Source organism: Bradyrhizobium sp. UBA2491, from assembly GCF_002341725.1.
In the GTDB taxonomy this organism is placed as follows: domain Bacteria; phylum Pseudomonadota; class Alphaproteobacteria; order Rhizobiales; family Xanthobacteraceae; genus Bradyrhizobium.
The window spans coordinates 23,617-50,373 of sequence record NZ_DDOP01000018.1 but is presented as its reverse complement, the minus strand read 5'-3'; the positions used below and the strand labels follow the sequence as shown (position 1 = coordinate 50,373).

Genomic DNA, 26,757 nt, shown 5'->3' with positions numbered 1-26,757 from the left:
GCAGCCGGGCGCATCATCCCCGCTCCGCAGAGAGGAACAGGCGATAGGCCGGGTTCTCGCTCTCATTCCAGTAGGGATAGCCGAGCGCATCCAGCGCCTGGACGAACCGGGCGCGATCCTGCGGCCTGACTTCGATTCCCGCCAGGATGCGTCCGTAGTCGGCACCATGATTTCGGTAGTGGAACAGCGAGATGTTCCAGTCCGGCGCCAGGCTCTCCAGGAATTTCAGCAGCGCACCCGGGCGCTCCGGAAACTCGAAGCGGTAGATCACCTCGTCCTTGAGCAGCGGCGCGCGGCCGCCCACCATGTAGCGCACATGGTCCTTGGCCATCTCGTTCTCGCTGAGATCGAGGATCGGATAGCCCTCGCGGCGCAGCAGTTCCATCACCTCCCGCTTCTCGGCCTCGCCTCGGCTCAGCGCGATGCCGACGAAGAGCTGCGCCGGCGCGGTGGTCTCGGCAAAGCGGTAGTTGAATTCCGTGATGGCCCGCGAGCCGAGGATGCGGATGAAGTGCCGATAGCTGCCGGGCTTCTCCGGCACAGTCACCGCCAGCAGCGCCTCGCGATGCTCGCCGACCTCGGCACGATCGGCGATGGTGCGGAGCCGGTCGAAATTCAGATTGGCCCCGCTGTTGACGGCGATCAGGCTGCCCTCGCTCAGCGCGCCGCGCTCGGCATAGGCCTTCAGCCCGGCGAGCGCCAATGCCCCGGACGGCTCGGCGACCGATCGCATGTCGTCGAAGACGTCCTTGATCGCCGCGCACATCGCGTCGGTGTCCACCGTGATCACCTCGTCGAGCAGGTCGCGGCAGAGCCGGAACGTCTCCGAGCCCACCTTGCGAACCGCGACGCCATCGGCGAACAGTCCGACTTGGTCCAGCGCGACGACGTTGCCCTTGGCGAGCGCCGCCGCCATCGATGCGGCGTCTGCCGGCTCGACGCCGACGACCTTGATCGAGGGATTGAGGAATTTCACGAACGCGGCCACGCCGGCCGCCAGCCCGCCGCCGCCGATCGGCACGAAGATCGCTTCGATCGGATCGGGATGTTGCCGCAGGATCTCCATGCCGACGGTGCCCTGGCCGGCGATCACATCGGGGTCGTCGAACGGATGCACGAAGGTCAGGCCGCGCGCGACCTCGATCTCCCGGGCCTTGGCCTGCGCGTCGTCGAATGCATCACCATGCAGGACGACATCGCCACCCAAGCGCCGCACGGCTTCGACCTTGATCGCCGGCGTCGTCCGCGGCATCACGATCGTCGCGGGGATACCGAGCTTGCGCGCCGACAGCGCCACGCCCTGCGCATGGTTGCCGGCCGATGCGCAGATCACGCCCAGCCTGCGCTGCGCATCCGGCAACCTGACGATCTTGTTGTAGGCACCGCGGATCTTGAACGAGAAGATCGGCTGCAAGTCCTCCCGCTTCAGCAACACCGTCCGTGACAAGCGCTCGGTCAGCCGCGGCATCGGATCGAGCGGCGTCTCGACTGCGACGTCGTAGACGCGGGCGGTCAGGATGCTCTGGGCGTAGTCGCGGAGTGCGTTTGCGGTCATTGGGTCGCTTCTGTCGATGGGGGGCAATCCTTATCGGTTGCACCTGCCCATCGTCGGCGCCGCCCCGGCGAGCAGACGACACGGAACTGCCGCTGCATCCAGGTCGAAGCATCGCATGACCGGAGGCGCGAGTGAAGTCATCCGGGCTGTCGCGGGGGGCGCGGCCAAAATATCGAAAACAACCCCATGCAAAGCAGCCGGCTGCCGACGGCAACTTGACACGTCGGGCAAATCAGGGGTAAATTTCCAGTATTCCGAAATCATGCGCCTCCAACGCCGCAGCCCATCGGAGGCCATCCGACAGGCCGCCCCGGCGTGGACCGGTTCACGCCATGAGTTTCGGTGAATTCCAATCCCGGCCATGATCGCCGGGTGCTTCCCAGCCTGTTTCGGAGACGATCAGCGTGTCCTCGAGCTTGATGTAGCCGCGCGCCGGATGCAGCAGCGCGGTTTCGATTGAAATCACCATCCCCGGCTCGAGCGGCCGGTCGGCGTCATATGGCGCATAGGGCACCGGGCCGGTCGCGGTCAGGCGCGGGGCTTCGTGGCTGACCAGCCCAATCCCGTGCGCGGTATAGTCAAGCACGGCGCGGTGCGGTGAAGTTGCGACGGCGGCCTCGCCCGCCGCGATGATGTCACCACCCATCGCGCCGGGCCGGATCACGCGCCGCGCCGCCTGCTGGATGTCCTCGACTTCGTGCAACAACTCGCGCAGCTCGCTGTCGGGCTCGCCCAGCACGCCCATGCGGCTGAGGTCGCCGATATAGCCCCGGTAGTTTCCGCCGGAATCGATCGAGATCACATCGCCCTCTGCAAGGCGTTGGTTCGACGGCGCGCGGTTATGGCTGCTGCCGCCGGCAATCAGGCAGTATTCGAACACCAGATCACGCGCATGCTCCTCATGCCGCAGACGAGTGACGACGTCGTGCTTGGTCATGCCTGGCGCGCAGCTCCTGAACGTCGCCAGCATCGCGTCGACCACCCGTTCGGAGGCTTCCCTGATGAGATCGAGTTCGGCGGGAGATTTGACGGCGCGAAGCCGCTCGAAGGTGAAATGGGCTTCGCGCAGTTCGACACCGTCGATCCCGGCACGCAGATGATCCCTGGCATCGGCCGGCAGGAAGCTCGCCTCGATACCGACGCGCTTTGCCGCAGCCCCGAGTTTCCGCACATGATCGATCGCGAGGTCCATCGCATCGATCGTTCCCCAGCTGCCCGTCCTGACCAGCGGCGCCCATATCCGTCCGAGATCGTGCTCGAACTTCTCCATGCGGTTGCCGATGTAGATCGCGTTTTCCGGATGTCCCTTCTGATAGACGAACACCGGCAGATAGCGGCTCGTGCCGATCGCCTCCATGACATCGAAGAAGAAGAAGCGATAGCCGCCCAGCAGGTACTGTACGTTGTGCCGCGAGGTCGCGATCAGCACGTCGAGCCCCGCCTCGTCCATCAGCCGGTCGAGCTTCGCAGTGTCGAACGGCGCCGCGGTTGCGATCGTGTCGTGCGCATTGTCCATGGATTGACCTTCCGTCTTTCAGGTTGCCGTTTTCGCGGCCAGCGGCTTCGGTGCGGTGCCCGCGTTCTCGCCGAACAGCGCCACCGGTCGTCCGTGCGGCTCGACGCCGAGGAACGTGAAGGCGAGCCCGATCAACAGGCCCGCGCCGGCGAGAAAGCAGAACGCCGGCATCACCGCCGCGGCGGTCGCGCTCGGATGCACCAGATTGTCCGCACCCGCGATCAGCGCGAGGCACAAAGGGCCGACGATCTTGCCGACCCCGTTCGCGAGCTGCGCAAGCCCGACTGCGCGTCCCGAAAGCTGGACCGGGAAGATCTCCGCGGGATAGGGCCCGATGTTGGAGAACCCGCCGTCGAAGAACACGGCGCCGACGATCAGGAACACCAGAAACAGCGGCACCGAACCGGCAAAGTCGCTGTGAAAGTACGCGGCGAGCGCCAGCGAGACCGCGGTGCCATAGCCCATCAACTGACCGCACGGCTTGCGGCCGATCCGATGCGCGAGGAAAGCAAAGCCGGTCCGGCCGAGCACGCCGGCGAGGCTGACATAGATGAACATCTTGGCCGCCTCCTGCGGTGCGACGCCGAGCAGCAGCGCCACGATCGTCGGTCCCCACAGGAAGACGCCGTAGTTCGCCGTGCTGGCGCCGAACCAGACCAGAACCGTCAGCCAGAAGCGCCGCTGCTCGGCAAAAAGATCGGCGAATGTCGCCGGATTGGCCGGCGGCAGCGCCGGCAGCACGAACTCGTCGCCGCCGACCCGATAGAGCTTTCGAATGCTCGCCTGCGCCTCGCGCACACGGCCCTTGCTGATCAGCCAGCGCGGCGATTCCGGCATGATGATCATGGTCAGAATTGCGAGGATGATCGGCAGGAAGCCGACCGCCGCCAATCCGCGCCAGCCGACCAGCGGCAGCAGGAAGCTCGCGGTGACCGACGCCGACAGCACACCGAAGGCAACCGGGACCACCACGAGGCTCGTGACCAGTGTACGATGACGGGTCGGGGCGAATTCGACGATCGCAGGAACCGCCGCCGCGGCGCCCGCGGCAAGGCCGAAGCCCACGAAGAAGCGCAGGATCGCAAACGCAACCCAGCCGTCTTCCGGAATGAACGCGATCGCGCCCGAGGTCAGGCCGCAAAGCAGGACGCCCGATATCGCCAGCGGCTTACGCCCGAAGCGGTCCGCGAGGAATCCCGCCGCGAACGCACCCAGCATCGCCCCGATACCGGCGCTCATCAGCATGATCGAGGTCTGCCCGAATGTCAGGTGCCATGTCGGCGCCAGCACCGAAACCAGGAATCCGACCACAAAGAAATCGAAGAAATCGACCACGCCGGTGATGGCGAAGATGATGATCGATAGCCAATAGCGTGTCGTCACCGGTGCTTCGTCGAACGGCACCGCGCTCGCCTGCTCAGTCATGGTCTCCCCCTTGTCGTTATCAAGCCGCCTTCTTTTTTGAATTCAGGAATGCCGTCACCGCTTCCGCCACCCGTTCGGGCGCCTGGATGGAGGCGACGTGGCCCACGTTTGCGATCGTCCTGGTTTCGACGTGGACAAGATCGCGGGCGAGTGCGAACGTCTCCGCATTCGGGATCAATCGGTCTTCGCCGCCGACCAGCAACAGCGTCGGGCGATCGAAGCCCGCCAGATCGGCGGCGACCGGCTGCCCCAGCAGAGCGCCGCGTCGCGCCTTCTGGCCGTCGTCCCGGGTCGAACCGCGGAAGATCTCGATCAGTTCGGGCCGGGCGCGCAGGTAATCCGGCGGGAAGAAGTATTCCGCGATTTTCGGCGCGTTGGCGGCGGTGTCGCCGCGGTACGAAGCAAGCGTACGGAAGACATCCGCGTTGACGTCGAGCGGGCTCCTGTTGACCTTCCAGGTGCTGCCCAGGACCAGGCGATCGATCCGACCGGGATGCCGTGCCGCCAGCACTTGCGCGATCAATCCCCCCAGTGACGTGCCGAAGACGTGGACGCGATCGTAGCCAAGCCCTGTGATCAAGGCCGCGGCATCGTCGGCCAGATCGGCCAGCGAATAGGACGACGGCGGATTTCTGGTGGCGCCGGAATCGCGCTGGTCGTAGGCGATCACGCTGAAGTGCACCGACAGCTCGCGGGCAAGGCTGTCGAACATCGAATGATCGGCCTCGCCGCCATGCAGCAGCACGATCGGTTCGCCACGTCCCGTCTGCTCATACGTCGTGACGACGCCGTTGGCTTCCAACGATTGCATCGGCACCCCCTATCAGTGCAGCAGCGTCGAGAGCGCGCCGGCCAGTTCCTTGGCCGGATCCGACGGCAGCCACGGCATCCGCCATGCCACATGCCCATCCGGGCGCACCAGCACGGCGCCGCGCATACCAAGCTGGAATCCATCCGCAGGGTCGACTGACGGCAGTTGCTTCAGCGACAGCGGCAAGCGGGTCTTTTCCGACACCTGCCTTCCCGCCTCCAGCCACTCGCTGCCGAGCGGCCCGGTGACGACCGTGAACTCCTTGTCGAACCAGTCGAGCGTCGATGTCTTGCGCGAAGGCTCGAGCCACATATGCGGGAAGCGCGCGCCGGGACGATCGGTCGGCATGTAGTAGCGGGAGTTCAACGCCTTCGCGACGGTGCCATCGGGAATCACCGCGCCCTCCTCGTAATTGTGTCCGAGGTTCTGGCCGATGCTGTGCAGATGATTGTCCATATCGTTGATCCAGAACTTGATCCGGTCCGGATTGCGCGAGCGGACGGCATCGTCGGTCAGCCCGAAGCGCAGCCGGTTGCCGTAGCTGAAATTGGCATTCGACTGCGCGATCGGGCGACGTTCGCTGGAGTAGCTGTCGAGCAGCTTTTCATCCGCCATGCCCTTCAGCACGAAGGCGAGCTTCCAGGCGAGATTATGCGCGTCCTGAACCCCGGAGTTCAGGCCGAAGCCGCCGGTCGGCGGAAACCGGTGCGCGCAGTCGCCGACCAGAAATACCCGGCCCTTTCGAAAGGTCTCGGCGACCTGCATGCTGACGCGCCAGATCGAGCGGTTCAAGAGCGTGACGTCGAGATCGGGAATCCCGACATGACCGCGCGCGATCTCGATGAACTCCTGGTCGGTCCACGGCCGCTCGCGATCGTCCTTGGTCAGGCCGATCTGCGTCACGGTCAGCCAGCGGTCCCTGCCATTGGTGTTCAGGATGCCGGCGCGCGGCAGATCCGGCCTGTCCGGGACGATGATGAAGCCGGCGGCCTCGCGCGCGATCGGCAGCCGCGACAGGTCGGCGCGCCAGTATTCGTTGGACATCACCGCCAGCGTCGACGGCCCGACCATGTCGATGCCGGCGCTGCGCCGGGTCTGACTGCCGGCGCCATCGGCGGCGATCAGATAGGTGGCCGTCCAATGCGTCACCTCGCCGGTCTTTTCGCAACGCGTCGTGACGCTGACGCCGCTGTTGGTCTCCTCGAACGATTCACAGGACGTGTTGAACAGAACCGTGGCGTGCTCGGACTTTTCGACCACCCGCAGGATTTCCTCCTCGACGGCATCCTGCGCGACCAGGCTCTTCCAGGCCGGGGTATGACCGACATTCGGTTCGGGACGGGTGCGGCCGAATTCATGGCCCGCGATGCTGTCGAGGAACACGAACATGTCGGAGTTGTCCTGCAAGCCGCGCTCGCGGATCGCCTGCTCGATGCCCCACTGCCGGAAGATCTCCATGGTGCGGACCCAGCAGCCGCGCGACTTCGGGTGATCCGTCGTCGTCGGGCTCTTCTCGACCACCACGCAGTCGATGCCGAAGCGGTCGAGCAGCAAGGACATCGCCAGCCCCACCGGCCCGCCGCCGGCGATGAATACGGATGTCTGGCGTGCCTCGTCGGTCGCGATGCCCATCCTCGTCTCCCCTCCGTTTGATCGTTGCGGAGAGACTGCGCTCTTTTTAATATCTCACAAGAATATGTTTGATATGGTATCCATCTCGATCCGAGATGGAGTGCCCGTCATGGACCTGCGGCAGATCCGCTATTTCGTCGCCGTCGCCGAGCGTGGCGGCTTTGCCGCCGCGGCCAGCACGCTGAATGTCGCGCAGTCCGCGCTCAGCCGTCACGTCAAGGAGCTGGAGGCCGAGTTGGGCGGCGCCCTGCTCGAACGCGGCGCACGCGGCGTCTCCGTCACGGAGTCCGGCAAGGTGCTGCTCGCGCGCGGACGCTGGCTGCTCGGCACGATCGACGACATCAAGGCCGAGGTGCGCACGGAAAACCGCGAGCCGAGCGGCACGGTACGGATCGGCGCGCCGCCGAGCCTCGGCGACATCCTCTACCCGCCGCTCGCCCAGACTTTCGTGAAGCGGTTTCCGCGCGTGCGGCTCGAACTGAACGAAGGCCTGACCGAGAGCGCATCCGAACGCCTGTTGCGCGGCGAGCTCGATCTGGCGATCGTGACGACGCCGCCCCCCAACGATCATCTCGACTATGAGATATTGATGTTCGAGCAGGTATTCCTGATCGGACCGCCGCGCGATCCGCTGCTGAAACGCGGCAGGCTGACCCGCAAGGAGTTCGACGCCCTGCCGGCGGCCGTGGCTCCGCTCAGCCGCAACCCGTTTCCGTCGACGACGCTCTCCGCGGTGCGGGTCGACAACAGCACGCCGATGAAGCGCATGGTGGCGTTGGGCCTCGGCTATGCCTTGCTGCCGTTCTCGGGAATTCACCAGGAAGTCGCTGCCGGCGCGCTGTCTGCGGCGCTGTTGCCGTGGATGCGGGCCGAACGCGTGCTGGCGCTGCCGCGCGGCCGACCGGTCAGCAGGGCAACGCGTGAAGCAATCGCCGCGCTGAAGACGATCAGCAGTTCACTGATCGACGCGGGCATCATCCTGACCGTCCCGGCGCGCAAGAGCTGAACAGCCCTCGCCGCGCATCCCGCCGGACCCGGCCAACCGAACCGCTACCGTCTTGACCATAGTTGTCATGACAACTATAGAGTCATTCCAAGATTGGCGATCAAGCCGGCTGCTCCCGCCGAAGAACGGCGCGAGCCGTGAACCCGCAAGGGCACCGCGGGCGGCGCCGTGCGTCGCCGACGGTTGATCGAAGGGAGGACATGATGGACGCTGCTTCGCAGAACCACGCGGCAAGGCTGCGCGAGATTTCCCGGCTCATTGACGACCGACCGAGCGAGCGCATCTTCGAGGTCGATCGCCGGATCTTCACCGATCCCGAGATATTCGATGCCGAGCTGCGCCATATCTTCGAGGTCACCTGGAACTTCATCGGCCTGGAGTCGCAGGTCGCCAGGCCCAACGACTTCGTCACCACCCATATCGGCCGGCACCCGATCCTGGTGATGCGGAGCGCCGAGGGCAAGGTCGGCGCATTCCTCAACACCTGCCGGCATCGCGGCACCATCGTCTGCCCGTTCAAGCAGGGCCGGCAGAAGTTTCATGTCTGCCGCTATCACGGCTGGGCCTACGATTCGAGCGGACGCAACATCTCGGTGACGGAGCAAGCCGGCGGGCAGTATCCGCCATCGTTCGCGAACCGGAATCACGATCTTCTCCCGGTCGCCCGGCTTGGCTCCTATCGCGGCTTCCTGTTTGCGAGCCTCTCGGCCGACGTTCCGCCGCTGGAAGCGTTCCTCGGCGACACCCGCGCCTTCCTCGACCTCATCGTCGATCAGAGCGACAGCGGCGAAGTCGAGCTCGTGCCCGGCGCCAGCACCTACACGTTCGACGGAAACTGGAAGCTGCAATTCGAGAACGGCCTCGACTATTATCATTTCGCGACCACCCACAGCTCCTATGTCGACATCCTGAAAAAACGCAACGCCACCGCCGGACCGGACGCCGGATTCACCGCGGAGCCCGACGGCGAGCAGGAAGGGCAAGGCAGCTTCAGCTTCGACTACGGCCACGCGGTCAACTGGTCGATCAAGCGCACGCAGCTCTATGGCCGGCCGCTCGGCATGGATCCGGCGCGCCTCGACGCCGTGCGGCAGCGGGTCGGCAGCACCCGCGCCAAATGGATGCTGCGCCAGCGCAACCTGACGATCTTTCCGAACCTGCAAGTCATCGACATCCTGTCGGCGCAGGTGCGCACCTGGCGGCCGCTGGCGCCCGACAAGACCGAGATGGTGTCGCACTGCCTCGCGCCGATCGGCGAGAGCGCCGCGGCCCGCACGCTGCGCATCCGCAACTACGAGGATTTCTTCAACGCCTCGGGGCTCGCGAGCTCCGACGACAACGTGATGTATGAATTCTGCCAGACCGGCTACGAGGCCACCACCGCCGCGCCGACGCAAGGCTATCTGCGCGGCGTCGCTGATGTCGGCCACGGCGAGAGCCCGCATACGCGCGAGCTCGGCGTCGCCCCGTCCGAATGGTCGTTCGGCGCTCCGAATTTCGGCGGCGAGACGAACTTCCATCCCGGCTATCGCGAATGGCGCAGGCTGCTGCAACGCGCCGCAGGGGAGACGGCATGATGGCAAGTGACGCAATCAGGCAAGCCGATGCCGAAGCGGCCGCGGCCGCGACCATCTTCCGCGAAGCCCGGCTGCTCGACACCGGCGAATGGGCCGATTGGGTGGCGATGTACAGCGAAGATGCCGTGTTCTGGGTGCCGGCATGGCTCGACGAATACACCACCACCAACGATCCCAGGACGCAGGTCTCGTTGCTCTATCACGATGCGCGACGCGGGCTGGAGGAGCGGATCGCGCGCATCGAGTCGCGCAAGTCGATCACCGCGCTGCCGCTGCCGCGCACCGTGCACCAGATCTCGAACCTGGAAGCGTCCGCGACCGGCCCCGGGCAGATCACCTGCCACTCGGTGTTCTCGGTCCACGTCTACGACCCGCGCGTGGCCAAGGAGCATCTGCGCCATGGCCGCTATGCGCACACGCTGAGACGCGACGGCGAAACCTGGACGATCACGCGCAAGGTCATCACGCTGGTCAATGACCGCATCCCGACCGTGCTCGATTTCTACAGCATCTGAGAAGGCCCATGACGGATCAAGGAACCTGGCACGAAGCCGCCGCAGTCGGCGCGCTGACCGAAGGCGAGCCATGTGGCATCGAAATCGCCGGCCACCACATCGCGCTCTATCGCGTCGGCACGGAGTATTACGCGACAAGCAACATCTGCACCCACGCGGAGGCGCTGTTGTCGGACGGCATCCTGGACGGCTGCGAGATCGAATGCCCGCTGCATATGGGCCGCTTCGACATAAGGACCGGCGAGGCGCTGACCAGTCCGGTCGAGATCGACATCCAGACCTATCCGGTCCGCGTCGCAGGCGACCGGCTCGAGGTCTGCCTGCCCGCGTAGGGCGACGATCAATAATCAAGAAACGGGGGGAACAGAAATGACCGAAGTCGCGATCGACAAGGCGGCGATAACGACCGCCGATCCGGAGATCGAGCGCACCACGATCCGCAAGGTCGCGCTGCGCCTGATGTGGTTCGTGATGGCGATGTACTTTCTCGCCATCCTCGACCGCGGAAACATCTCCTTTGCCGCGCTGCAAATGAACAAGGAGCTCGGGCTCAATGCCGAGATGTTCGGCATCGCGGTCGGGATCATGTACTTCACCTATTCGATCTTCGAGATCCCGAGCAATCTGATCCTCAGCAAATACGGCGCACGCATCACGCTGACGCGGATCGCGATCCTGTGGGGCATCGCCACCGTGCTGATGGCCTTCACGCAGGGCCCGTGGAGCCTCTACGCGTTCCGCGGCTTCCTGGGTTTTGCCGAGTCCGGCCTGTTTCCCGGCGTGATGCTGCTGCTCAGCCTCTGGTTTCCGTTCAGCTACCGCGCCCGCTACAATGCGATGTTCAACTATGCGGTGCCGATCTCCTACATCTTCGCCTCGCTGATCTCCGGCGCCATTCTCGAGCTCAACGGCACGTTCGGCATCGCCGGCTGGAAATGGCTGTTCATCCTCGAAGGCGTGCCGCCGATCATCCTGGGGATCGTCGGCATCTTCTACCTGACCGACCGCCCGCAGCAGGCGACCTGGCTGTCGACGGCGCAGCGCAACTGGCTGACCGGCGCGCTGGAGCGCGATGCCAAGGCAACCGGCGTGGTGCATGCCGAGGGCGTGCTGCGCACCATCACCAAGCCGATGGTGCTGCTGTTCGGCCTGTGCAATTTCGGCCTGTTCTGCGGCCTGGCCTCGCTGTTCCCCTGGCTGCCGCAGATCATCAAGACGTTCGGCCTGCCGAATTCGCAGGTCGGCTTCGTGACCGCGATTCCGCCGGTCGCCGGCCTGATCGGCATGATCATGCTGTCGCGGCACTCCGACCATGTCGGCGAACGCTTCTACTATGCCGCCATGACCTTCCTGATCGCAGCCGCCGGCTTCGCGATCGCCGCCTTCGCGGCGACGCCGGTCTGGATCATCATCGGATTCATGGTTGCCAATGTCGGTGTCTATGGTACGCAGGCCGTGTTCTGGACCATTCCGCAGTCCTACATGTCGCGGGAGAGTGCGCCGGGCGCGATTGGCCTGGTCGGCATGATCGGCAGCATCGGAGGCGCCACCATCCCGGTCGTGATCGGACGCGCCAAGGACGCCTCGGGCAGCTTCACCATCGGATTCCTCGTGGTGACGGGGGTCCTTGTCGCCGCTGCGGCGCTGGTGCTGATCGCCCGCTCCCAACTCGTGAAAGAATGAAAAGCCGCACTGTTGCAAGCAAGACCAAGGCTCCCGACCCGCGCCGCGCCCCGCAGGAGGACGCGCGCTCGGAACGGGTGATCGATTTCGCGCGCTACGTGCCGACCGTGCTGTCGAGCCTGGTGGCGAAGCTGCGGGCGAATGCCAATGCGTTCTTCCCGCAGGCCTACGGCGTGTCGCTAGCGGAATGGCGGGTGCTGTCGTTCCTGAGGGAGCATGAGCCGGCCAGCGCCTACGACATCTGGACCAACGCGCAGCTCGACAAGGCGGTCGTCAGCCGCGAGACGACGTCGCTCAGGAAGAAGGGCCTGATCGAGCTGACGCCGGTCCGGGGCAGCGCCCGGAACCGGACCGAGATCCGGCTGACGGCCCAGGGCGTGGCGCTGCTCGACCGCAGTCTGGACGAGATCCTGCGCCGGCACAGCAACCTCACCGCCGGCCTCGATGCCGGCACGCTCGACACGTTCTTCCGTGTCGTCGATCACATCGAGCAGCGCATTCCCCACATGGGCGATCCATCCGCAGGCGCCGCACCGGATCATGCGCCGGTCAAACGCATCACGAAGCGCAGCACCGCGAAACCTTAGTCCGCAGAAGCACCGATCCCGTCGATCGAAATACGAATCACGTGGCGGTGAGCGCACGACGGAACCGGGCGTAATTTATGTTTCAGTAAGCAAGTTGTAGCTAGGATCATTGCGTAGGTTGCGTTTGCGTATGGGAGACTTCCAGTGATCGACTTTGACGAACTTCGTAGTATCGCCGCGGATGTTCGTATCTTCATCGACGCGTCGGAAGACAAGGGCGGCGCCCTGAAGGCCATCGTCGACGCCTACGATGTCGTGCTCGGGATTTTCCCGGCCGGCCCCGGCATGGACCTTCACGTGGTCAAGGGCAACGAAGTCCTCAACCACATCGCACAGACCCAGGCCTCGTCGGGCTTTACCCACACCGCCATCGCTTTCCAGAATCGCGAACAGGCGGTTGCGCTCGAGCAACTGATGGCGGCCTGACCATCGGCGCGGCCGCGTTCCGCGCGGTTGAAGGCATTGCATCTGGCGCCGGGATGAAACGGTCATCCGGCGTCGCATCCGTGTGATGTGCAGTTTGTGCCAATCGCGTCCCCGGTCCGGTGACGACGCTTGCCTGCCTTCTTGAAAAGACAGGCGAAAATCCACCCCCTTGCAGACGACACCACGATCTCGCAACACTTGGTGTCAGGCGATCAGCTGCGCTACACTTGTGAGCGTGGATATGGGCGGGCACCTGTCGGTCAACACCGGCGAGCTCGATGGCTTCGAGGGACTCCACGAAGCCGTCAAGGGCTCGCATGTCGAGGTCATGCAGCTTGAGCGCGGCAAGCTGCGCGGCACCTTGTCCCATGTCGGGATCGGCGATTTCTCGCTCAGCATCGGTGCGTTCAATGTCGGGGTCCGCACCCAGCGGACCTCGGCCGATGACAAGCTGATCATCGGAATGCTGCTCAACGCCACCGACCGCGTCACCCATTGGGCGTTCGACATGCAGCCGGCGGACGTGCTGGTGATCCCGCCATCGGTCGAGCATGACGGCGTGTTCCACCGGGCGTCATCCTATGCGGCGATTCGCTTCGACATGGCGGATCTCCCCAGCATGTTTGGCGGCGAACCGCGGCTGGCCGATGCCGCGACCTGGCAGGCGAAGAACCACTTTCGCGCCGATCCCACCATCGGTATGGCCGGAGCAGACAGGCTGCCGCAGATCATCTCGCATCTTGCCCGCTACCCGGATTCGTTGTCGGAGACCTCGGCCGAATTCTGGAAGCGCGCGATCATCGACTGCGTGAGGGGGACCGCCGTCGCCGCGCTGCCGCCCGACGGCACGAGCTATCTGCCGTCGGCGATGAAGCTGGTGCGCCATGTCGAGGACTACCTGCGTGCCGCAGGCAGCCGCCCGGTGCATGTCTCGGAAATCTGCAGCGAGCTTCGGCTGTCGCGACGCAGCCTGCACCGCGCCTTCCACGAGGTGTTCGGCCTCGGCCCGGTGACATTCCTGCGCTACAAGCGGCTCTGCACGATCCGCTCGATTCTGCGTGAAAGTACGCCGGACCAGACCACCGTCGCCAAGGTCGCGATCGAGCAAGGCTTCATCGAACTCGGGCGCTTCGCGCAATACTATCGCGCGATGTTCGGGGAATATCCGTCGCAGACGCTCGGCTACGCCGGCTAGCGCTCCACTGCCGCTGATCTGGATCGCCCCGGATCGCCATTGCCCGACAGCACCTGCGCGGCGCCGCCGATGCCGCGGCGAAACGCTTCATCGAAGGTGACGCCGCGAAACCGCCATTTGTAGTCCCGGCTGTGCCAGGCCAGCTGCCATTGCGTGACCCAGCCGAGATCCTTGTCGTCCCAGACCAGCCGCCCGACCAGCGTCGCCTCGCCGCGCTGTGGCGCCAGGATCGAGGCCAGCTTCGCGGGCGATACTTTCATAAGTTCCGCGGCGCTGACTTTGGCGGCCGTCAACGCGGCCGTATCGGGCAGCACGAAGCGCATGCCGCGCCTGGTGGCCGCGGCGGCAAGCGCGTCGCGCTGCAAATCGGACTGCGGCCCGTCCGACGTGACGATAATGTCCTTCGGACCGTGCTGCATCTCGACGAAGACGCCGAGCACCGGGCGCTGCGATCGCCACGGCTTGAGGCCGAGCCTGGCGAGAATGCCGTCGACTTTTTTGTCGTCGAAGACGACCGTGAGGTCGTAGGGCCGGTCGCGGGTGCCCTGCTCGTCATGATGCGGCTTGCCGGCATATTGGTCGTGGTAGTCGAAGCTGCTGACGAACTCGCCGGCCCTCGACTTGTATCCGGCAAGCCGGCGATCTCCCGCCAGTGCCGGTTGACCGGAGACTTTGATCAGGACGTCTTCGAGGCACGCGCCGAAGCCGATGATCCGGTTCGGCTCGCCCTGGCCGGTGACGACGGTCTGCGCGCGATAGAGGCTGTCATCCGCCGCGGCCATCGCGCCGCCGCAACAGATCAATGCGACGGCCAGCAGCGCGCGGACCGCGCCAAGTCCGAACGCAGCGATCGGATTGCGCATCGTCTCAAGCAAGGCAGCCATGCTCACCTCCGCCCGGTCACGTCGTCAAAGGTATTGATTGGCGGTTATGTTCGACAGCGCCGACCTGTTCCGGTCTGGGCGCCATTCCATCGGGCGCATTGCGCGCACTGGCCACGCGCCGCGGCCCTGGCATATGCTCGGTGCCGGCACCGCGGCGCCGACTGCGCCGCTCATGACAAGACGATCGAGCAGGAGACGTCCCGTGAAATGCTATGAGTTGCAAGGCCCCGGCGGCGTCGATGCGCTGGCGCTGGTCGACAAGCCGGTTCCGCAGGCCGGTCCGGGCGAAGTGCTGGTGCGGCTGAAGGCGGCGACGCTGAATTATCGCGACCTGCTCACGGTCAAGGGCGGCTACGGTTCGCGCCAGAAATTTCCGCTGGTGCCGGTCTCCGACGGCGCCGGCGTGGTCGAGGCGGTCGGCGCCGGGGTCAAGGGTTTCGCGCCCGGCGATCGCGTGATCGGCAGCTTCTTCGAAAGCTGGCTCGGCGGCGAGCCGAGCGAGGCGCGGATGCGCGCAGCGCTCGGCGGCAGCGTCGACGGCGTGCTGACCGAGTACCGGGTGTTTCCGGCACACGCACTGGTGCGCACGCCGGACCATCTCAGCGACATCGAAGCTGCCGCGCTGCCCTGCGCCGGCCTCACGGCATGGAGCGCGGTGGTCAAGCTCGGCGACATCAAGCCGGGACAGACGGTGCTGACCCAGGGCACCGGCGGCGTCTCGCTGTTTGCGCTGCAATTCGCCAGGATGTGCGGCGCCCGCGTCATCGCGACTTCCTCCAGCGACGCCAAGATCGCGCGGCTGAAAGAACTCGGCGCCGATGTCACGCTGAACTACAGGACCACGCCCGACTGGGGCAAGAAGGCGCGCGAGCTGACCGGGCACGGCGTCGATTTGGTCGTCGAGGTCGGCGGCGTCGGCACGCTGAACGAGTCGATCCGCGCCACCAGGATCGGCGGCACCATCGCCTTCATCGGCGTGCTCGCCGGCCCGGCCTCGTCCGACTCGAGGCTGCCGCTGATGGTGATGCAGCAGCAGCGGCTGCAGGGCGTCACCGTCGGCTCGATCGAGGATTTGCAGGCGATGTGCGACGGCATCGGCATGCACCGCGTCAAGCCGGTGATCGACAAGGTGTTCGCCTTCGACCAGGTCAAGGACGCGTTCGCCCACATGGCGAGCGGCGCGCATTTCGGCAAGATCGCGATTGCGATCGGCTAGCATGCTTGGCTAGCGCCCCGTGAACTGCGCCTTGCGCTTCTCGACGAAGGCCTGACGGCCTTCCTTCGCATCGGCGCTTTCGCGGATCACCTGCTGCAACTCGATCTCGCGGCGGAACTGATCGGCGTAGCTGGCGTGCTCGCTCTCCTCGAGCAATTGCCGGGTCGCGACCAGCGCGCGGGTCGGGCCGTCGGCGAGGCGGCCGGCGAGTGCCTTCGCCTCGTCGAGCAGCTTTGCGTCATCGACGACCTCGCGCACCAGGCCCCACTCCTTCGCCCGCTCGGCCGGCAGCGGCTCGTTGAGCAGCATCAGGTCGAGCGCACGCTGGCGGCCGACCAGGCGCGGCAACAGCCAGGTCGAGCCGAGATCGGGCACCAGCCCGATCCGGCTGAACACCTGGATGAAGCTCGCCGAGCGCGCTGCCAGGATGATGTCGCCGGACATCGCAAGGCTGAAGCCGCCGCCCGCGGCGACGCCATTGACCGCGACCACGACCGGCATGCGGCACTCGCGCAGCGCCTGCATCGCCGGCCAATAATGGGTCATCACGCCGGTGTAGATGTTGTCGCCGAGCGAATTGAACGCCTTGAGGTTCTGCCCCGAGCAGAAGCCCCGCCCCTCGCCGGTCAGCACCAGCGCGCGGATGCCGGGATCGTGCCCCATCTCGCCAACGGCGCGCGCCAGGTCGCCGAGCAGTTCCGGCGTCATCGCGTTCAGGCTGGCCGGATCATTCAGCGTCAGGATGCCGACCTTGCCGTCCCGTTCACGCTTCACGCTGCTCATTTTCCGCTCCCTGAAACTGGTTGTTGTTGCACTGACAGTGCCATGCCTGACATGCTACGCCAACGTGACCCGCCCGCAACAAAGAACAGCGAAAGCAACGCCATGTCCGATCAGTTCTCTAACTCGCAAGTGATCCGTAAGCCTGCCGTCAGTTCAAAGGGCGGCATCGTCGCGGCGCAGTCGCGCCGGGCGGCCGAAGTCGGCGCGGAGGTATTGGCGGCGGGCGGCGATTGCGTTGACGCCGTGATTGCAACCACCTTCGCGCTTGGCGTGCTGGAGCCGTGGATGAGCGGCGCCGGCGGCGGCGGCGCGATGGTGCTGTACCGCGCCAAGGAGAACCGCGTCGAGGTGATCGACTATGGCATGCGCGCGCCCGACGGCCTGCGCATCGAGGATTATCCGCTGACCGGCGGCGCGGCCTCTGACCTGTTCCCCTGGGCGCGGGTCAAGGATGATCGCAACCTGCACGGCCCCGGCTCGATCGCCGTGCCCGGCGTCGTCGCCGGCATGGAAGAAGCACATCGCCGCCACGCCAAGATGCCGTGGAAGGATCTGCTGGCGCCGAGCGTCAAGCTCGCCGGCGAAGGCCTGCTGGTGGATTGGTGGACCACCGAGATGATCGCCAGCTCCGCCGCCGATCTGCGGCGCTATCCGGCCAGCGCCGCGGCCTATCTGCTGGATGGCCTGCCGCCGAATGCGCAATGGAGCATCCGCGCGGCGGTCCGCATGCCGCAGGACCGGCTCAAGGCGACGATGGCGCAACTCGCCGCGGCGGGTCCGCGCGATTTCTACGAGGGCGATCTGGCGCGCAGCATCGCCGACGACATCCAGGCCGCCGGCGGCGCGCTGTCGGTGCGCGATCTCGCCGCCTTCCGCGCCCACCTGCGCGAGCCGCTGAAGATTCCCTATCGCGGCGGCACCGTGTATGCGACGCCGGAGCTGACCGCGGGTCCCACCATGGCGCGTACGCTCGGCCTGTTGCAGAAGGCGTTGGCACCGGCACAAGGCGGCCCGGACGCGGCGGCCTACGCGGCCTATGCCGAGGCGCTGCAAGCCGCCTATCGCGAGCGGCTGAAGGACATGGGCGACGTCGACGGCCGCCGCGCGCTCGGCGCCGAGGCGGTCGCGCCATCCTGCACCACGCATTTCTCGGCAGTCGATCGCGACGGCAACATGGCCGCGGTGACGCAGACGCTGCTGTCGACCTTCGGCTCTAAATTCGTAACGCCGAACACCGGGCTGACCATGAACAACGGCATCATGTGGTTCGACCCGGTGCAAGGCAATCCGAACTCGCTCGCGCCCGGCAAGCGCTGCCTGACCAACTACACGCCCGTGGTGGCGGAAGCGGCCGATGGCCGCCGCCTTGCCGCCGGCGCATCCGGCGGCCGCCGCATCCTGCCCGCGGTGTCGCAGCTCGTCTCCTTCGTGATGGATTTCGGCATGGATCTCGACACCGCGATCCACGAGCCGCGCATCGACGCCAGCGAAGGCGCCATCGTGATCGGCGATGTCCGCCTGCCGCAAGCCGTGCGTGACGCACTGCGCGGCCGCTTCGACTATGAGGAGGCCCGCATCCAGACCCAACCGAAGAAGTTCGCCTGCCCCAGCATCGTGCTGCGCGACGGCACGACGAACAGCGGCGCCACCGAGCCGTTTCATCCGTGGAGCGATGCCATCGCCGAAGGGTGAGGCAATCGTGGGCACGCTCCGCGCGTCGTCCCGGCGAAGGCCGGGACGACACTGAGGGTGTTGCACTCCCAGCAGCGCGATCGTGTTCAACCGGCAATGCGGCCGAGCGAACACTGTGATGTGGCGCGAACCTACCGTCGAGCTATAGTCGGACGCCTCGGTCAACGACGGCTTGGAGCACCGCGGAATGATTACTTGCTACCTGCGTTATGAGATCAGGCTGGGCAAGCTCGCCGATTTCGAAGCTTACGCCGCCATGTGGCTCGAGCTGCTGCCGCGGTTCGGCGGCGTCCATCACGGTTACTTCCTGCCCTCCGAAGGCGCGAGCGACGTCGCGCTGGCGATGTTCAGCTTTCCGAGCCTCGCGGCCTACGAGCAGTATAGGAAGGATTCCGCCGCCGATCCGGACGTTCAGAAGGCGATCGCCTTCGCCAAGGAGACGGGCTGCTTCACCCGCTACGACCGGTCGTTCTTCCGACCCTTGTTTCCGAAAGCGGCGCAATGACGGAGGCCAGCCTGAACAAAACAAGTGCAGATGTGCCGCCCGGCGCGCAGCTGCTTGGACGCGAATGGCTCGGCTTCGACGGCAAGATCGCCTCGATCCGTTTCGCGGCGCAGTCCGTGTTCACCAACCGGCATGGCACGATCCAGGGCGGCTTCCTCGCCGCGATGCTGGATTCCGCCACAGGTCTCGGAGCGCTGGCGGTGCTTCCCGAGAGCCAAACCGTGGTGACCAAGACCCTCACCACCCGGTTCCTCAAACCCGCGCGCGTCGGCCCGATCACGGCCAGGGCGAAGGTCGTCGCGCAGACCGACCGCGACATGATCGTCGAGGCCGACCTGATCGATGCGGACGACGTGACGGTCGCCACCGCCACGGCCGCGTTGCGGATTCTTGACAAGCGGTAACCATGCGTCGCGCTCTCCTCATCGTGTCAACTCTGCTGCTCGGGCTCTCGACGGCACAGGCGGCCGGGCTGCGGCGCTTCGACATGCCCGCCGACCCGAACGGGCCCGCGATCCGCGGGCTGGTCTGGCATCCCTGTGCGCAGACACCGCACGAGATCGATGCCCGCGACGGCCGAACGTTCTTCGCCGTCAACGACTGCCCCATCGTCGGCGACAAGCTCCCGCTCATCGTGATCTCGCATGGCCGTCGCGGCTGGCTCGGTGGTCATCACGACACCGCCGCCGCGCTGGCGGATGCCGGCTTCATCGTGCTTGCGATCAATCACCCGACCGATGCCGGGCGTGATACCAGCGGCACCGACAGCCTTGCCGTGATGGTCGAACGGCCCGCCGACATCAAGCGCGCGATCGACTACGCGCTCGGGGGCTGGCCCGATGCCGGCCGCATCGATGCCGCACGGATCGGCTTCTATGGTTTCTCATGGGGCGGCTACACGGGCCTCGCCGTCATCGGCGGCGAGCCCGACCTGCGCAAGGGCGTACCGAAGTGCCAGGCGTCGGACTTGCGGGCCTGCAAGGAACTCGAGGCCGGGCAAACCCCGAGCGGGCCGATCGTCCATGATCCGCGGATCAAGGCCGCCATCATCATCGATCCGTATCCGATGTTCTTTTTCGGGAGCGAGGGTCTGAAGGCCGTGACGATCCCGATTCAGTTGTGGAGCTCGGACCCGGCGCAAAGCGGCGACGGCTTGTCCGGCTGCTGCGCTGCCGACGTCAAGGAGCAGTTGTCAGCCAAACCCGAGTTTCACCTGGTGAAGGACGCAAAGCATTTCTCCTTCCTTGCGGTCTGCACACCGAAGGAAACCGAGACGGTTCCAAGCATCTGCACTGACGCGCCGGGCTTCGATCGCGTCGCATTCCACCAGCGCCTCCACGCCGAGGCGATCGCGTTCTTCAAACGAAATTTGGGCGAAGCCGGAGCGCGGTAGTCCGAGAATGGTGCTGCAAGTAGATTGCCTGAGCCGCCCGAGCAGTGTCGTCCTGGCGAAGGCCAGGACCCATAACCACCGCATTCAATTGCGGGCGGGATGGTGGCCCCGACACAACATAACAACAAGCATTTGAGGCAACGTGTCCCGGCTCGATGCGCAGTTGCGCACCAGCCGGGATGACGCTGGTCGTTGCGCCGCCGTCACATCACGACATCAGCCCCATCGCCACTTCCTCGATCTTGATCGGGAAATTCCGCACGCGGATGCCGGTGGCGTGGAAGACCGCGTTGGCGATCGCGCCGGCGCTGCCGGTGATGCCGATCTCGCCGACGCCCTTGATGCCGAGCGGATTGACGTGCGGATCGTGCTCGTCGACCGTGATGACCTCCATCGGCGGCACGTCGGCATTCACAGGCACATGATACTCGGCGAGGTTCGCATTGAGGATGCGGCCCGACCTCTTATCCATTACCGCCTCCTCGTGCAGCGCAAAGGAGAGGCCCCAGATCATGCCGCCATAGAGCTGGCTCTGCACCATCAACGGATTGATGATGCGGCCGGCGGCGAACGCGCCGACCATCCGCGTGGCGCGGATCTGGCCGAGCTCCGGATCGACCTTGACCTCGGCGAACACCGCGCCATGCGCGTGCATCGCATATTGCGATTGCGCCGCCGCGTCGGCCGCACCGGTGCCGCTGCCCTCGACCTCGGCGACGCCGGCGCGCGCCAGGATCTCGGCATAGCTTTCGCTGCGCGCATCGTCGTCGCGGCGATGCAGCCGCCCGGCCCGCGCCACCACGCCGGCATTGCCGGCGCCGAACAGCGGCGAGCGCTCATCCGTGGTGGCAAGCTCGGCGAGCTTTGCGATCGCGGCATCGCCCGCGTTGTGGATCGCGGCGCCGACGGTCGCGGTGTGCCCCGACCCGCCGGCAATGCCGGCATCGGGCAGATCGGAGCTGCCGGAGCGGAACGTGAGCTGATCGAATTCGAGCCCGAGCGAGTCGGCAGAGATCTGCGCAAGCGCGGTCCAGGCGCCCTGTCCCATGTCGTGTGCGCCGGTCTCCATCACGCCCTTGCCATCGGCGCGGATCACCGCGCGCGCATTGCCCTGGAACATGATCGCCGGGAACGTCGCGGTGCCGATGCCCCAGCCGACCAGGAAACCGTTCTCGTCGCGCATCTGCTTCGGCTGCAACGGGCGCCCGGCCCAGCCGAAGCGCTCGGCCGCCCTGGCGTAGCATTGGCGCAGCGCCTTCGAGGAGAACGGCTTGCCGGTGGTCGGCTCGACCTCGGCATAGTTCTTCAGCCGGAACTCCAGCGGATCGATGCCGCAGGCGAACGCCGCCTCGTCGATCGCGCTTTCCAGCACGATCGATCCGGTGGCCTCGCCCGGTGCGCGCATGAACAGCGGCGTGCCAGTGTCGACGCGCACGGCTTCATGCGCGGTGCGGATCGCGGGGCTGGCATAGAGCGTGTGCGAGGCGTCGGCCGCGGGCTCGTAGAAATCATCGAAGCTCGACGTCGTGACGCGCGCCTCGTGGTTGATCGCGGTCAGCGCCCCGGCATCGTCGGTGCCGATCCGGATGCGCTGGCGGGTCGGCGGACGATGGCCGACCGGGCCATACATCTGGCCACGGCGCAGCACCAGCTTGACCGGACGACCGGTCAGCTTCGCAGCCATGATGCCGAGCACCTGCGGGCCGGAGATCAGCCCCTTGGAGCCGAAGCCACCACCGAGGAACGGACTGTTGATGTGGATGTTGGCCGGCGAGATGCCGAACAGCCCGGCAACGCGCATCTGCGCGAACCCCATGCCCTGGCTCGGCGTGTCGATGAACAGGCGGTCGCCGTCCCACACCGCGACGATCGCGTGCGGCTCCATCGCGTTGTGATACTGCGCCGGCGTCTCGTAGGTCGCGTCAGTCAGCTTCGAAGCGGCAGCCATGCCGGCATCGATGTCACCATGGCGGACCTCGGCCGGATTGCCGATGCCGACCACGGGCGGCGCATAGGCCTCGCCGGCATCGAGGCCGACGCGCGCGATCTCGACCTGGTAGCGCGGCGACAGCAGCGCGGCGCCTTCGGTCGCGGCCTCTAGCGTCTCGGCGATCACCACCGCGATCGCCTGGTTGGCGTAGCGCACCTCGTCGCTCTGCAACAGCTCCATGCGGAAGGCGAACGGATTGCCCTTGGCGTCCGGGTCTTCCGCAAGCTCCGGCTTGTGCGCCGGCGTCATCACGTCGATCACGCCGGGATGGCGCTTCGCGGCGGCGACGTCGAGCGATGTGACGCGGCCGCGCGCGATGCAGCTGCTTGCGATCACGGCATGGAGCATGCCGGGCGGATGATTGTCGGCGGCATAGCGCGCCTTGCCAGTGACCTTGAGCACGCCGTCGGTGCGGGTCAGCGGCTGGCCGATGTTCGAGCCATGACGGATATGGGCGGGGTCGCGGGTCAGGCTGATCTCAAGCGTCATGCGTCACGCTCCTGCAACGGAGGAGAAGGGAGAGCCCGGCAGCGCGGCAATGCGATCCGGCGTGCCCCGGGCGGCAAGGGTGAGCGCGCGCACGATGATGCGTTGCGCGAGCTCGATCTTGAAAGCGTTGTCGCCGGACGGCTTGGCGTCTGACAGCGCGGCGCGTGCCGCCTCGCGGTAGCGCGCCGCATCGGGCGCGGCGCCGGCGAGCAGTTGCTCCGCTTCGCGCGCCCGCCACGGCTTGGCCGCGACGCCGCCGAGCGCGAGCCGCGCGTCGCGGATCCTGCCGTCCTCGATCCGCAACGCCGCGGCAGCCGACACCACGGCGAAAGCATAGGAGGTGCGCTCACGGACCTTGATGTAACGGGCATGGCCGGCGAAGTCTTTCGCCTCGGCCGGCAACCGCAGCGCGACGATCAAATCGCCGCGCTCGAGCGCGGTCTCGCGCTCCGGCGTCTCGCCGGGCAGCCGATGCAGTTCGCCGAGCGGCAGCTCGCGCCGGCCGGCCTTGCCCTCGATCTCGACGACGGCATCGAGCGCGACCAGCGGCACGCAGAAATCGGACGGATGGGTTGCGATGCAGCCCTCGCTCCAGCCGAGCACCGCGTGCAGGCGGTTCTCGCCCTTCACGGCGTCGCAGCCGGCGCCCGGCCAGCGCCGGTTGCAGGCGCTGCCGGCGTCGTAGAAATAGGCGCAGCGCGTCCGCTGCATCAGATTGCCGCCGACGGTCGCAGCATTGCGGAGCTGGGCGGACGCACCTGACAGCAGCGCCTCGGCGATCGCGGGATAGTTGCGCGCGAACTCCGGGTCATGCGCGAGATCGGCATTGCGCACCAGCGCGCCGATCCGCAAGCCGCCGTCGGAGAGATGCTCGATGCGATCGAGCCCGGGCAGGCGCGTAACGTCGACGAGACGGCTCGGCCGGCTGACGCCGCCTTTCATCAAATCGAGCAGGTTGGTGCCGGACGCCAGATAGCTCGCGCCCTTCTCGGAGGCCGCCGCGATCGCGTCCGCGACATTGGCCGGCCTGACATAATCGAAGTTCATCATGCGGAGCGCCTCTGCTTGGTGGCGGTCATGTTGGATTGGGCCTCGAGCACGGCTTCGGTGATGCCCTGATAGGCGCCGCAGCGGCAGAGATTGCCGCTCATGCATTCGCGGACCCGCTCCGGATCGTCGCCGGCCTGGCCTTCCCCAATCAGGCCGATGCCGCTCATGATCTGGCCCGGGGTGCAGAAGCCGCACTGGAAGCCGTCATGGGCGATGAAGGCGGCCTGCACCGGGTGCAGCTCGCCGCCGCGTGCGACGCCTTCGATGGTGACGATGTCGGCGCCGTCATGGCTGACGGCGAGCGCGAGGCAGGAGTTGATGCGGCGGCCGTCGACCAGGATGGTGCACGCGCCGCACTGGCCGCGGTCGCATCCCTTCTTGGTTCCGGTGAGGTCGAGCCGCTCCCGCAACAGGTCGAGCAGGGTGACGCGGGGGTCGTCGAGGACAATGTCCCGTCGAACGCCGTTGATGGTGAGACTGAGTGGGAGATTCATGCAGGGCTCCGATCCGTGTATGGTCGGGTTGAATCGAGGCAACGCGCACCTGTGGCCGCCGATCCAGGGGGGTCGGCGCGCCTTGTCAGGCCCGGTGCTGGTCGCCATATACGGAGGCATCCTCCGTTTACAAGGGAGGGTGAGAAGAAAAAGCAATGGCCGGGTCATCACCAGAAACTGTCCGCAAGCCGCGCGCCGATGCCGTGCGCAATCGCGAGCGCGTGCTGGAAGCGGCCAAGGCCGTGTTCTCGGCCGGCGGCAGCGAGGCCAGCCTCGAGGCGGTGGCGCGCCATGCCGGCGTCGGCATCGGCACGCTGTATCGCCACTTCCCGACCCGCGAGGCGCTGTATGAGGCGGTCTATCGCCGCGAGGTCGAGCAGCTCGGCGATCTCGCCGAGCAGCTCCAGAACGCGCCCGAACCGGTCGAGGCGTTACGGCGCTGGCTGCGCGCCAATGTGCAATTCGTCGCGACCAAGAAGGGCATGGTGGCGGCACTGGCGCTGGTCGCGGCCGGCTCGAGCGAGTTGCAGGCCTATTCGTTCGATCGCCTGACCAAGTCGATCGGCACGCTGCTTGCGCGCGCCGTTGCGGCCGGCGCGATCCGCGACGACATCAGCGCCGAGGACGTGCTGCGGGCGCTGATCGGCATGTGCTACATGCACGACCAGGCAGGCTGGCAGACCACCGCGCTGCGGCTGCTGGATGTGTTCGTCGATGGCTTGCGAGTGCGGCCGGAGAGCGAGGCGACGGCTGCGAGGAAGGCCAGTCGAAAACCGTCACGCTAGATGGCGGATCGCTTCAGGGACGACCCGTGCGCGGCTCCAGCCAGGCCATGATGATCGCATGCGGCGTCCGCCGGCGGCGCGGCAGGTGGTACCGCTCCAGCGCGGCCGTCGCGAACGCCGATGCCTGTGCGCCGGATTGCCGCCTTGCTGGCGCCAGCGTCATCCACTCGCGAATGACCGCGCGTCGCACTTTGGACATCGCCATCTCCTTCCCTGCGTCAGGCCGCGAGCCGCAGCAGATGCGCCTGCGACCGCCGCGCCGACAGCGCGCATCCGCATTGATGCACGATGCCCTGCTCGACCACGAAGCCGCGCTGCTCCAGCGCGGTACGCAGGCTCTGGCTGGCCGCGGGCTTCTGCGCGTCGAGCCACACCACCAGCACCGCGCGGGCACTGAGGAAACCGGTCAGCCAGTCGAGCGTCGGTTCGAGCGCATGCAGCGTGCGGCGCCGCCAATCGACCAGCGCTGCGTCATATTGCGCGGCCGGGTGGCCGCAATTGGCGGTAGCAGCCGTTCGCAGGAAACCGCGCCGCTGCAATTCGAGCATCAATTCGATGCTCCTCGTGCCAGCCACGACGATGCGCTGCTGCGTCGAGCAGCCGGCCAGCGCGATCATCGGCTCGATAATCCGGTCGCCTGCGGCCAATTCAATTGAAGACATCATGTCACCCGTTCGCGTTCGCCCACGCGGGCAACCGGCCATGTATCGGCCAGCCTGCACGATGCGGGAGCGTTCGGGACCAATATCTTCAGGACGGGATATGAATTCGAGAGCGCCGCGCGATGTACCGCATAGGCGCGGCATAGGTTCGCGACGGGCCCCCGCGCCCGTGGCCGCCGGCAAGAGAGCCGCGAGTTGTGCGAAAGTGTACAGACCGCCCGACCGACATTCGGCTAGATCGCCGCATTGCCAACGCCTAGATCATATTTGCGATCCGGCCCGGCCATCGCGCCGGGCCTTTTCGTCGCCTGACGGCCTTATTCCGGTTATTCCGGCGGTTTCAGGCGAACATGATCGGGAACCGGCAACGGCTTGTTGGGTCCGTCGAGAAATTCGACCGTCGTGAAGGCGAGATCGGTGTCGCCGATATTGTGGACGGCGTGCACGAGATATTGGTTCGCGGCCAGCTCGCGGTGCTGGGTGAAACCCTTGTAGAGCACGCGCTCGGCTGAGGAGCCATCCTCGAACCAGTTGCGCGAACGTCCATCCGCCATCGCGGTCCAGAAATGGCTCAGCACATGACGATGAAAGCCGAACCAGGTCCCGGCGGGTATGTGCAGATGCCAGACCCTGAGCTTTGCGGTCTCGGACACCAGAAGGCTGCCGACCGCACCGTTCCATTTGCCCGCTTCATAGGCGTCCTGAAGCTCTTTCGGCCAAGCCGCACGAGAATTTTCCGACATCGATTTGCTCGCTCCATTTGATACCAATCAATATATTGGTTCCAGCAAAGAGCTGGTGTTCACGCAAATATCCGCAGAATATCTCGCCAGCAAGATCAAACCATCGGTACCATTCGCGATTGATCTTGACATGGCGTGGGCCA

27 protein-coding genes are annotated in these 26,757 nt (G+C 66.2%); 14 read left to right on the top strand and 13 right to left on the bottom strand.

Annotated features, from left to right (window positions below; all coding sequences use genetic code 11):
• Nucleotides 1-13 precede the first annotated feature (13 nt).
• The 5 genes from ilvA to B2W55_RS05935 all read right to left on the bottom strand — a co-directional run bounded on the left by ilvA (nucleotide 14) and on the right by B2W55_RS05935 (nucleotide 6,939).
• The gene (gene ilvA / locus B2W55_RS05955) at nucleotides 14-1,555 is read right to left on the bottom strand and encodes a threonine ammonia-lyase, biosynthetic (protein WP_024579811.1); all 1,542 of its coding nucleotides are present in this window, start codon (nucleotides 1,553-1,555) and stop codon (nucleotides 14-16) included.
• A gap of 325 nt (nucleotides 1,556-1,880) precedes the next feature.
• Complete coding sequence (locus tag B2W55_RS05950; protein ID WP_024579810.1) at nucleotides 1,881-3,071, bottom strand: M24 family metallopeptidase; 1,191 nt, start codon at nucleotides 3,069-3,071, stop codon at nucleotides 1,881-1,883.
• A gap of 18 nt (nucleotides 3,072-3,089) precedes the next feature.
• Nucleotides 3,090-4,496 (bottom strand): MFS transporter, encoded by a 1,407-nt coding sequence (locus B2W55_RS05945; RefSeq protein WP_024579809.1) that lies wholly within the window; start codon nucleotides 4,494-4,496, stop codon nucleotides 3,090-3,092.
• 19 nt (nucleotides 4,497-4,515) lie between these two features.
• A complete protein-coding gene (locus B2W55_RS05940; protein ID WP_024579808.1) occupies nucleotides 4,516-5,307 on the bottom strand; it encodes an alpha/beta fold hydrolase in 792 nt (263 codons plus the stop codon).
• Between the two features lie 12 nt (nucleotides 5,308-5,319).
• Nucleotides 5,320-6,939, bottom strand: a complete 1,620-nt coding sequence (locus tag B2W55_RS05935; RefSeq protein ID WP_024579807.1) for an FAD-dependent monooxygenase — start codon at nucleotides 6,937-6,939, stop codon at nucleotides 5,320-5,322.
• A 109-nt stretch (nucleotides 6,940-7,048) separates the two neighbouring features.
• Between B2W55_RS05935 and B2W55_RS05930 the strand changes: the two genes are divergently transcribed.
• The 8 genes from B2W55_RS05930 to B2W55_RS05895 all read left to right on the top strand — a co-directional run bounded on the left by B2W55_RS05930 (nucleotide 7,049) and on the right by B2W55_RS05895 (nucleotide 13,928).
• Nucleotides 7,049-7,945, top strand: a complete 897-nt coding sequence (locus B2W55_RS05930; RefSeq protein WP_024579806.1) for a LysR family transcriptional regulator — start codon at nucleotides 7,049-7,051, stop codon at nucleotides 7,943-7,945.
• Between the two features lie 203 nt (nucleotides 7,946-8,148).
• Nucleotides 8,149-9,522: an aromatic ring-hydroxylating oxygenase subunit alpha gene (locus B2W55_RS05925; RefSeq protein WP_029878882.1), complete on the top strand. Its 1,374-nt coding sequence runs from the start codon at nucleotides 8,149-8,151 to the stop codon at nucleotides 9,520-9,522.
• The gene (locus tag B2W55_RS05920; RefSeq protein ID WP_043855705.1) at nucleotides 9,522-10,037 is read left to right on the top strand and encodes an aromatic-ring-hydroxylating dioxygenase subunit beta; all 516 of its coding nucleotides are present in this window, start codon (nucleotides 9,522-9,524) and stop codon (nucleotides 10,035-10,037) included. Before B2W55_RS05925 ends, B2W55_RS05920 begins: the two co-directional genes overlap by 1 nt.
• Nucleotides 10,038-10,045: 8 nt before the next feature.
• Complete coding sequence (locus B2W55_RS05915; RefSeq protein ID WP_024579803.1) at nucleotides 10,046-10,369, top strand: non-heme iron oxygenase ferredoxin subunit; 324 nt, start codon at nucleotides 10,046-10,048, stop codon at nucleotides 10,367-10,369.
• 37 nt (nucleotides 10,370-10,406) lie between these two features.
• A complete protein-coding gene (locus tag B2W55_RS05910) occupies nucleotides 10,407-11,720 on the top strand; it encodes an MFS transporter (RefSeq protein WP_024579802.1) in 1,314 nt (437 codons plus the stop codon).
• Nucleotides 11,717-12,307: a MarR family winged helix-turn-helix transcriptional regulator gene (locus tag B2W55_RS05905; RefSeq protein WP_024579801.1), complete on the top strand. Its 591-nt coding sequence runs from the start codon at nucleotides 11,717-11,719 to the stop codon at nucleotides 12,305-12,307. The genes B2W55_RS05910 and B2W55_RS05905 overlap by 4 nt, the downstream gene beginning before the upstream one ends.
• Before the next feature lie 144 nt (nucleotides 12,308-12,451).
• Entirely contained in the window at nucleotides 12,452-12,733 is a 282-nt protein-coding gene (locus tag B2W55_RS05900; RefSeq protein WP_024579800.1) for a hypothetical protein, read from the top strand.
• Nucleotides 12,734-12,974: 241 nt separating this feature from the next.
• Nucleotides 12,975-13,928 carry a helix-turn-helix domain-containing protein gene (locus B2W55_RS05895; RefSeq protein ID WP_024579799.1) on the top strand — a complete coding sequence of 318 codons (954 nt, stop codon included), beginning with the start codon at nucleotides 12,975-12,977 and terminating at the stop codon, nucleotides 13,926-13,928.
• Here B2W55_RS05895 and B2W55_RS05890 read toward each other — a convergent pair.
• Nucleotides 13,925-14,812: a DUF2066 domain-containing protein gene (locus B2W55_RS05890; protein WP_024579798.1), complete on the bottom strand. Its 888-nt coding sequence runs from the start codon at nucleotides 14,810-14,812 to the stop codon at nucleotides 13,925-13,927. The two genes, B2W55_RS05895 and B2W55_RS05890, sit on opposite strands and share 4 nt — an antisense overlap.
• A gap of 202 nt (nucleotides 14,813-15,014) precedes the next feature.
• On the opposite strand from B2W55_RS05890, the gene B2W55_RS05885 reads away from it, so the two are divergent.
• On the top strand, nucleotides 15,015-16,028 hold the full coding sequence (locus B2W55_RS05885; RefSeq protein WP_024579797.1) for a zinc-dependent alcohol dehydrogenase family protein: 1,014 nt from the start codon (nucleotides 15,015-15,017) through the stop codon (nucleotides 16,026-16,028).
• A gap of 9 nt (nucleotides 16,029-16,037) precedes the next feature.
• Here B2W55_RS05885 and B2W55_RS05880 read toward each other — a convergent pair whose 3' ends face one another.
• Entirely contained in the window at nucleotides 16,038-16,811 is a 774-nt protein-coding gene (locus tag B2W55_RS05880; protein ID WP_043855683.1) for an enoyl-CoA hydratase-related protein, read from the bottom strand.
• 102 nt (nucleotides 16,812-16,913) lie between these two features.
• Here B2W55_RS05880 and B2W55_RS05875 point away from each other — a divergent pair, with 102 nt between their 5' ends.
• The 4 genes from B2W55_RS05875 to B2W55_RS05860 all read left to right on the top strand — a co-directional run bounded on the left by B2W55_RS05875 (nucleotide 16,914) and on the right by B2W55_RS05860 (nucleotide 20,401).
• Entirely contained in the window at nucleotides 16,914-18,503 is a 1,590-nt protein-coding gene (locus B2W55_RS05875; RefSeq protein WP_024583912.1) for a gamma-glutamyltransferase, read from the top strand.
• A gap of 187 nt (nucleotides 18,504-18,690) precedes the next feature.
• Nucleotides 18,691-19,008: an NIPSNAP family protein gene (locus B2W55_RS05870; protein ID WP_024583913.1), complete on the top strand. Its 318-nt coding sequence runs from the start codon at nucleotides 18,691-18,693 to the stop codon at nucleotides 19,006-19,008.
• The gene (locus tag B2W55_RS05865) at nucleotides 19,005-19,412 is read left to right on the top strand and encodes a PaaI family thioesterase (RefSeq protein WP_029879872.1); all 408 of its coding nucleotides are present in this window, start codon (nucleotides 19,005-19,007) and stop codon (nucleotides 19,410-19,412) included. The genes B2W55_RS05870 and B2W55_RS05865 overlap by 4 nt, the downstream gene beginning before the upstream one ends.
• A 2-nt stretch (nucleotides 19,413-19,414) precedes the next feature.
• Nucleotides 19,415-20,401: an alpha/beta hydrolase family protein gene (locus tag B2W55_RS05860; protein WP_024583915.1), complete on the top strand. Its 987-nt coding sequence runs from the start codon at nucleotides 19,415-19,417 to the stop codon at nucleotides 20,399-20,401.
• A 208-nt stretch (nucleotides 20,402-20,609) separates the two neighbouring features.
• On the opposite strand, the gene B2W55_RS05855 is transcribed toward B2W55_RS05860, so the two are convergent.
• From B2W55_RS05855 to B2W55_RS05845, 3 genes are read right to left on the bottom strand one after another with little or no spacing between them, the layout of a single operon-like run.
• Nucleotides 20,610-22,880, bottom strand: a complete 2,271-nt coding sequence (locus tag B2W55_RS05855) for a xanthine dehydrogenase family protein molybdopterin-binding subunit (protein ID WP_024583916.1) — start codon at nucleotides 22,878-22,880, stop codon at nucleotides 20,610-20,612.
• Nucleotides 22,881-22,883: 3 nt separating this feature from the next.
• On the bottom strand, nucleotides 22,884-23,930 hold the full coding sequence (locus B2W55_RS05850; protein ID WP_024583917.1) for an FAD binding domain-containing protein: 1,047 nt from the start codon (nucleotides 23,928-23,930) through the stop codon (nucleotides 22,884-22,886).
• Nucleotides 23,927-24,424, bottom strand: coding sequence for a (2Fe-2S)-binding protein (locus B2W55_RS05845; protein WP_024583918.1), 498 nt, complete (start codon nucleotides 24,422-24,424; stop codon nucleotides 23,927-23,929). The genes B2W55_RS05850 and B2W55_RS05845 overlap by 4 nt, the downstream gene beginning before the upstream one ends.
• Before the next feature lie 155 nt (nucleotides 24,425-24,579).
• Between B2W55_RS05845 and B2W55_RS05840 the strand changes: the two genes are divergently transcribed.
• Nucleotides 24,580-25,209, top strand: a complete 630-nt coding sequence (locus B2W55_RS05840) for a TetR/AcrR family transcriptional regulator (protein ID WP_024583919.1) — start codon at nucleotides 24,580-24,582, stop codon at nucleotides 25,207-25,209.
• Between the two features lie 13 nt (nucleotides 25,210-25,222).
• Here B2W55_RS05840 and B2W55_RS05835 read toward each other — a convergent pair whose 3' ends face one another.
• From B2W55_RS05835 to B2W55_RS05825, 3 genes are all read right to left on the bottom strand, one after another.
• A complete protein-coding gene (locus B2W55_RS05835) occupies nucleotides 25,223-25,408 on the bottom strand; it encodes a hypothetical protein (RefSeq protein ID WP_145987257.1) in 186 nt (61 codons plus the stop codon).
• Nucleotides 25,409-25,427: 19 nt separating this feature from the next.
• On the bottom strand, nucleotides 25,428-25,874 hold the full coding sequence (locus B2W55_RS05830) for a hypothetical protein (RefSeq protein ID WP_145987258.1): 447 nt from the start codon (nucleotides 25,872-25,874) through the stop codon (nucleotides 25,428-25,430).
• Between the two features lie 323 nt (nucleotides 25,875-26,197).
• Nucleotides 26,198-26,614, bottom strand: coding sequence for a hypothetical protein (locus tag B2W55_RS05825; protein WP_024583922.1), 417 nt, complete (start codon nucleotides 26,612-26,614; stop codon nucleotides 26,198-26,200).
• Nucleotides 26,615-26,757: the final 143 nt, after the last annotated feature.

Bases quoted from the DNA above. Each gene is read 5' to 3' on its own strand.
- B2W55_RS05920 (WP_043855705.1), top strand. From the start codon at position 9,522: ATGGCAAGTGACGCAATCAGGCAAGCCGATGCCGAAGCGGCCGCGGCC.
- B2W55_RS05845 (WP_024583918.1), bottom strand. From the start codon at position 24,424: ATGAATCTCCCACTCAGTCTCACCATCAACGGCGTTCGACGGGACATT.
- B2W55_RS05925 (WP_029878882.1), top strand. From the start codon at position 8,149: ATGGACGCTGCTTCGCAGAACCACGCGGCAAGGCTGCGCGAGATTTCC.
- B2W55_RS05905 (WP_024579801.1), top strand. From the start codon at position 11,717: ATGAAAAGCCGCACTGTTGCAAGCAAGACCAAGGCTCCCGACCCGCGC.
- B2W55_RS05895 (WP_024579799.1), top strand. From the start codon at position 12,975: ATGGGCGGGCACCTGTCGGTCAACACCGGCGAGCTCGATGGCTTCGAG.
- B2W55_RS05850 (WP_024583917.1), bottom strand. From the start codon at position 23,930: ATGATGAACTTCGATTATGTCAGGCCGGCCAATGTCGCGGACGCGATC.
- B2W55_RS05880 (WP_043855683.1), bottom strand. From the start codon at position 16,811: ATGAGCAGCGTGAAGCGTGAACGGGACGGCAAGGTCGGCATCCTGACG.
- B2W55_RS05825 (WP_024583922.1), bottom strand. From the start codon at position 26,614: ATGTCGGAAAATTCTCGTGCGGCTTGGCCGAAAGAGCTTCAGGACGCC.
- B2W55_RS05870 (WP_024583913.1), top strand. From the start codon at position 18,691: ATGATTACTTGCTACCTGCGTTATGAGATCAGGCTGGGCAAGCTCGCC.
- B2W55_RS05940 (WP_024579808.1), bottom strand. From the start codon at position 5,307: ATGCAATCGTTGGAAGCCAACGGCGTCGTCACGACGTATGAGCAGACG.
- B2W55_RS05890 (WP_024579798.1), bottom strand. From the start codon at position 14,812: ATGGCTGCCTTGCTTGAGACGATGCGCAATCCGATCGCTGCGTTCGGA.
- B2W55_RS05915 (WP_024579803.1), top strand. From the start codon at position 10,046: ATGACGGATCAAGGAACCTGGCACGAAGCCGCCGCAGTCGGCGCGCTG.
- B2W55_RS05930 (WP_024579806.1), top strand. From the start codon at position 7,049: ATGGACCTGCGGCAGATCCGCTATTTCGTCGCCGTCGCCGAGCGTGGC.
- B2W55_RS05860 (WP_024583915.1), top strand. From the start codon at position 19,415: ATGCGTCGCGCTCTCCTCATCGTGTCAACTCTGCTGCTCGGGCTCTCG.
- B2W55_RS05945 (WP_024579809.1), bottom strand. From the start codon at position 4,496: ATGACTGAGCAGGCGAGCGCGGTGCCGTTCGACGAAGCACCGGTGACG.
- B2W55_RS05855 (WP_024583916.1), bottom strand. From the start codon at position 22,880: ATGACGCTTGAGATCAGCCTGACCCGCGACCCCGCCCATATCCGTCAT.
- B2W55_RS05950 (WP_024579810.1), bottom strand. From the start codon at position 3,071: ATGGACAATGCGCACGACACGATCGCAACCGCGGCGCCGTTCGACACT.
- B2W55_RS05875 (WP_024583912.1), top strand. From the start codon at position 16,914: ATGTCCGATCAGTTCTCTAACTCGCAAGTGATCCGTAAGCCTGCCGTC.
- B2W55_RS05935 (WP_024579807.1), bottom strand. From the start codon at position 6,939: ATGGGCATCGCGACCGACGAGGCACGCCAGACATCCGTATTCATCGCC.
- B2W55_RS05840 (WP_024583919.1), top strand. From the start codon at position 24,580: ATGGCCGGGTCATCACCAGAAACTGTCCGCAAGCCGCGCGCCGATGCC.
- B2W55_RS05830 (WP_145987258.1), bottom strand. From the start codon at position 25,874: ATGATGTCTTCAATTGAATTGGCCGCAGGCGACCGGATTATCGAGCCG.
- B2W55_RS05835 (WP_145987257.1), bottom strand. From the start codon at position 25,408: ATGTCCAAAGTGCGACGCGCGGTCATTCGCGAGTGGATGACGCTGGCG.
- B2W55_RS05910 (WP_024579802.1), top strand. From the start codon at position 10,407: ATGACCGAAGTCGCGATCGACAAGGCGGCGATAACGACCGCCGATCCG.
- ilvA (WP_024579811.1), bottom strand. From the start codon at position 1,555: ATGACCGCAAACGCACTCCGCGACTACGCCCAGAGCATCCTGACCGCC.
- B2W55_RS05865 (WP_029879872.1), top strand. From the start codon at position 19,005: ATGACGGAGGCCAGCCTGAACAAAACAAGTGCAGATGTGCCGCCCGGC.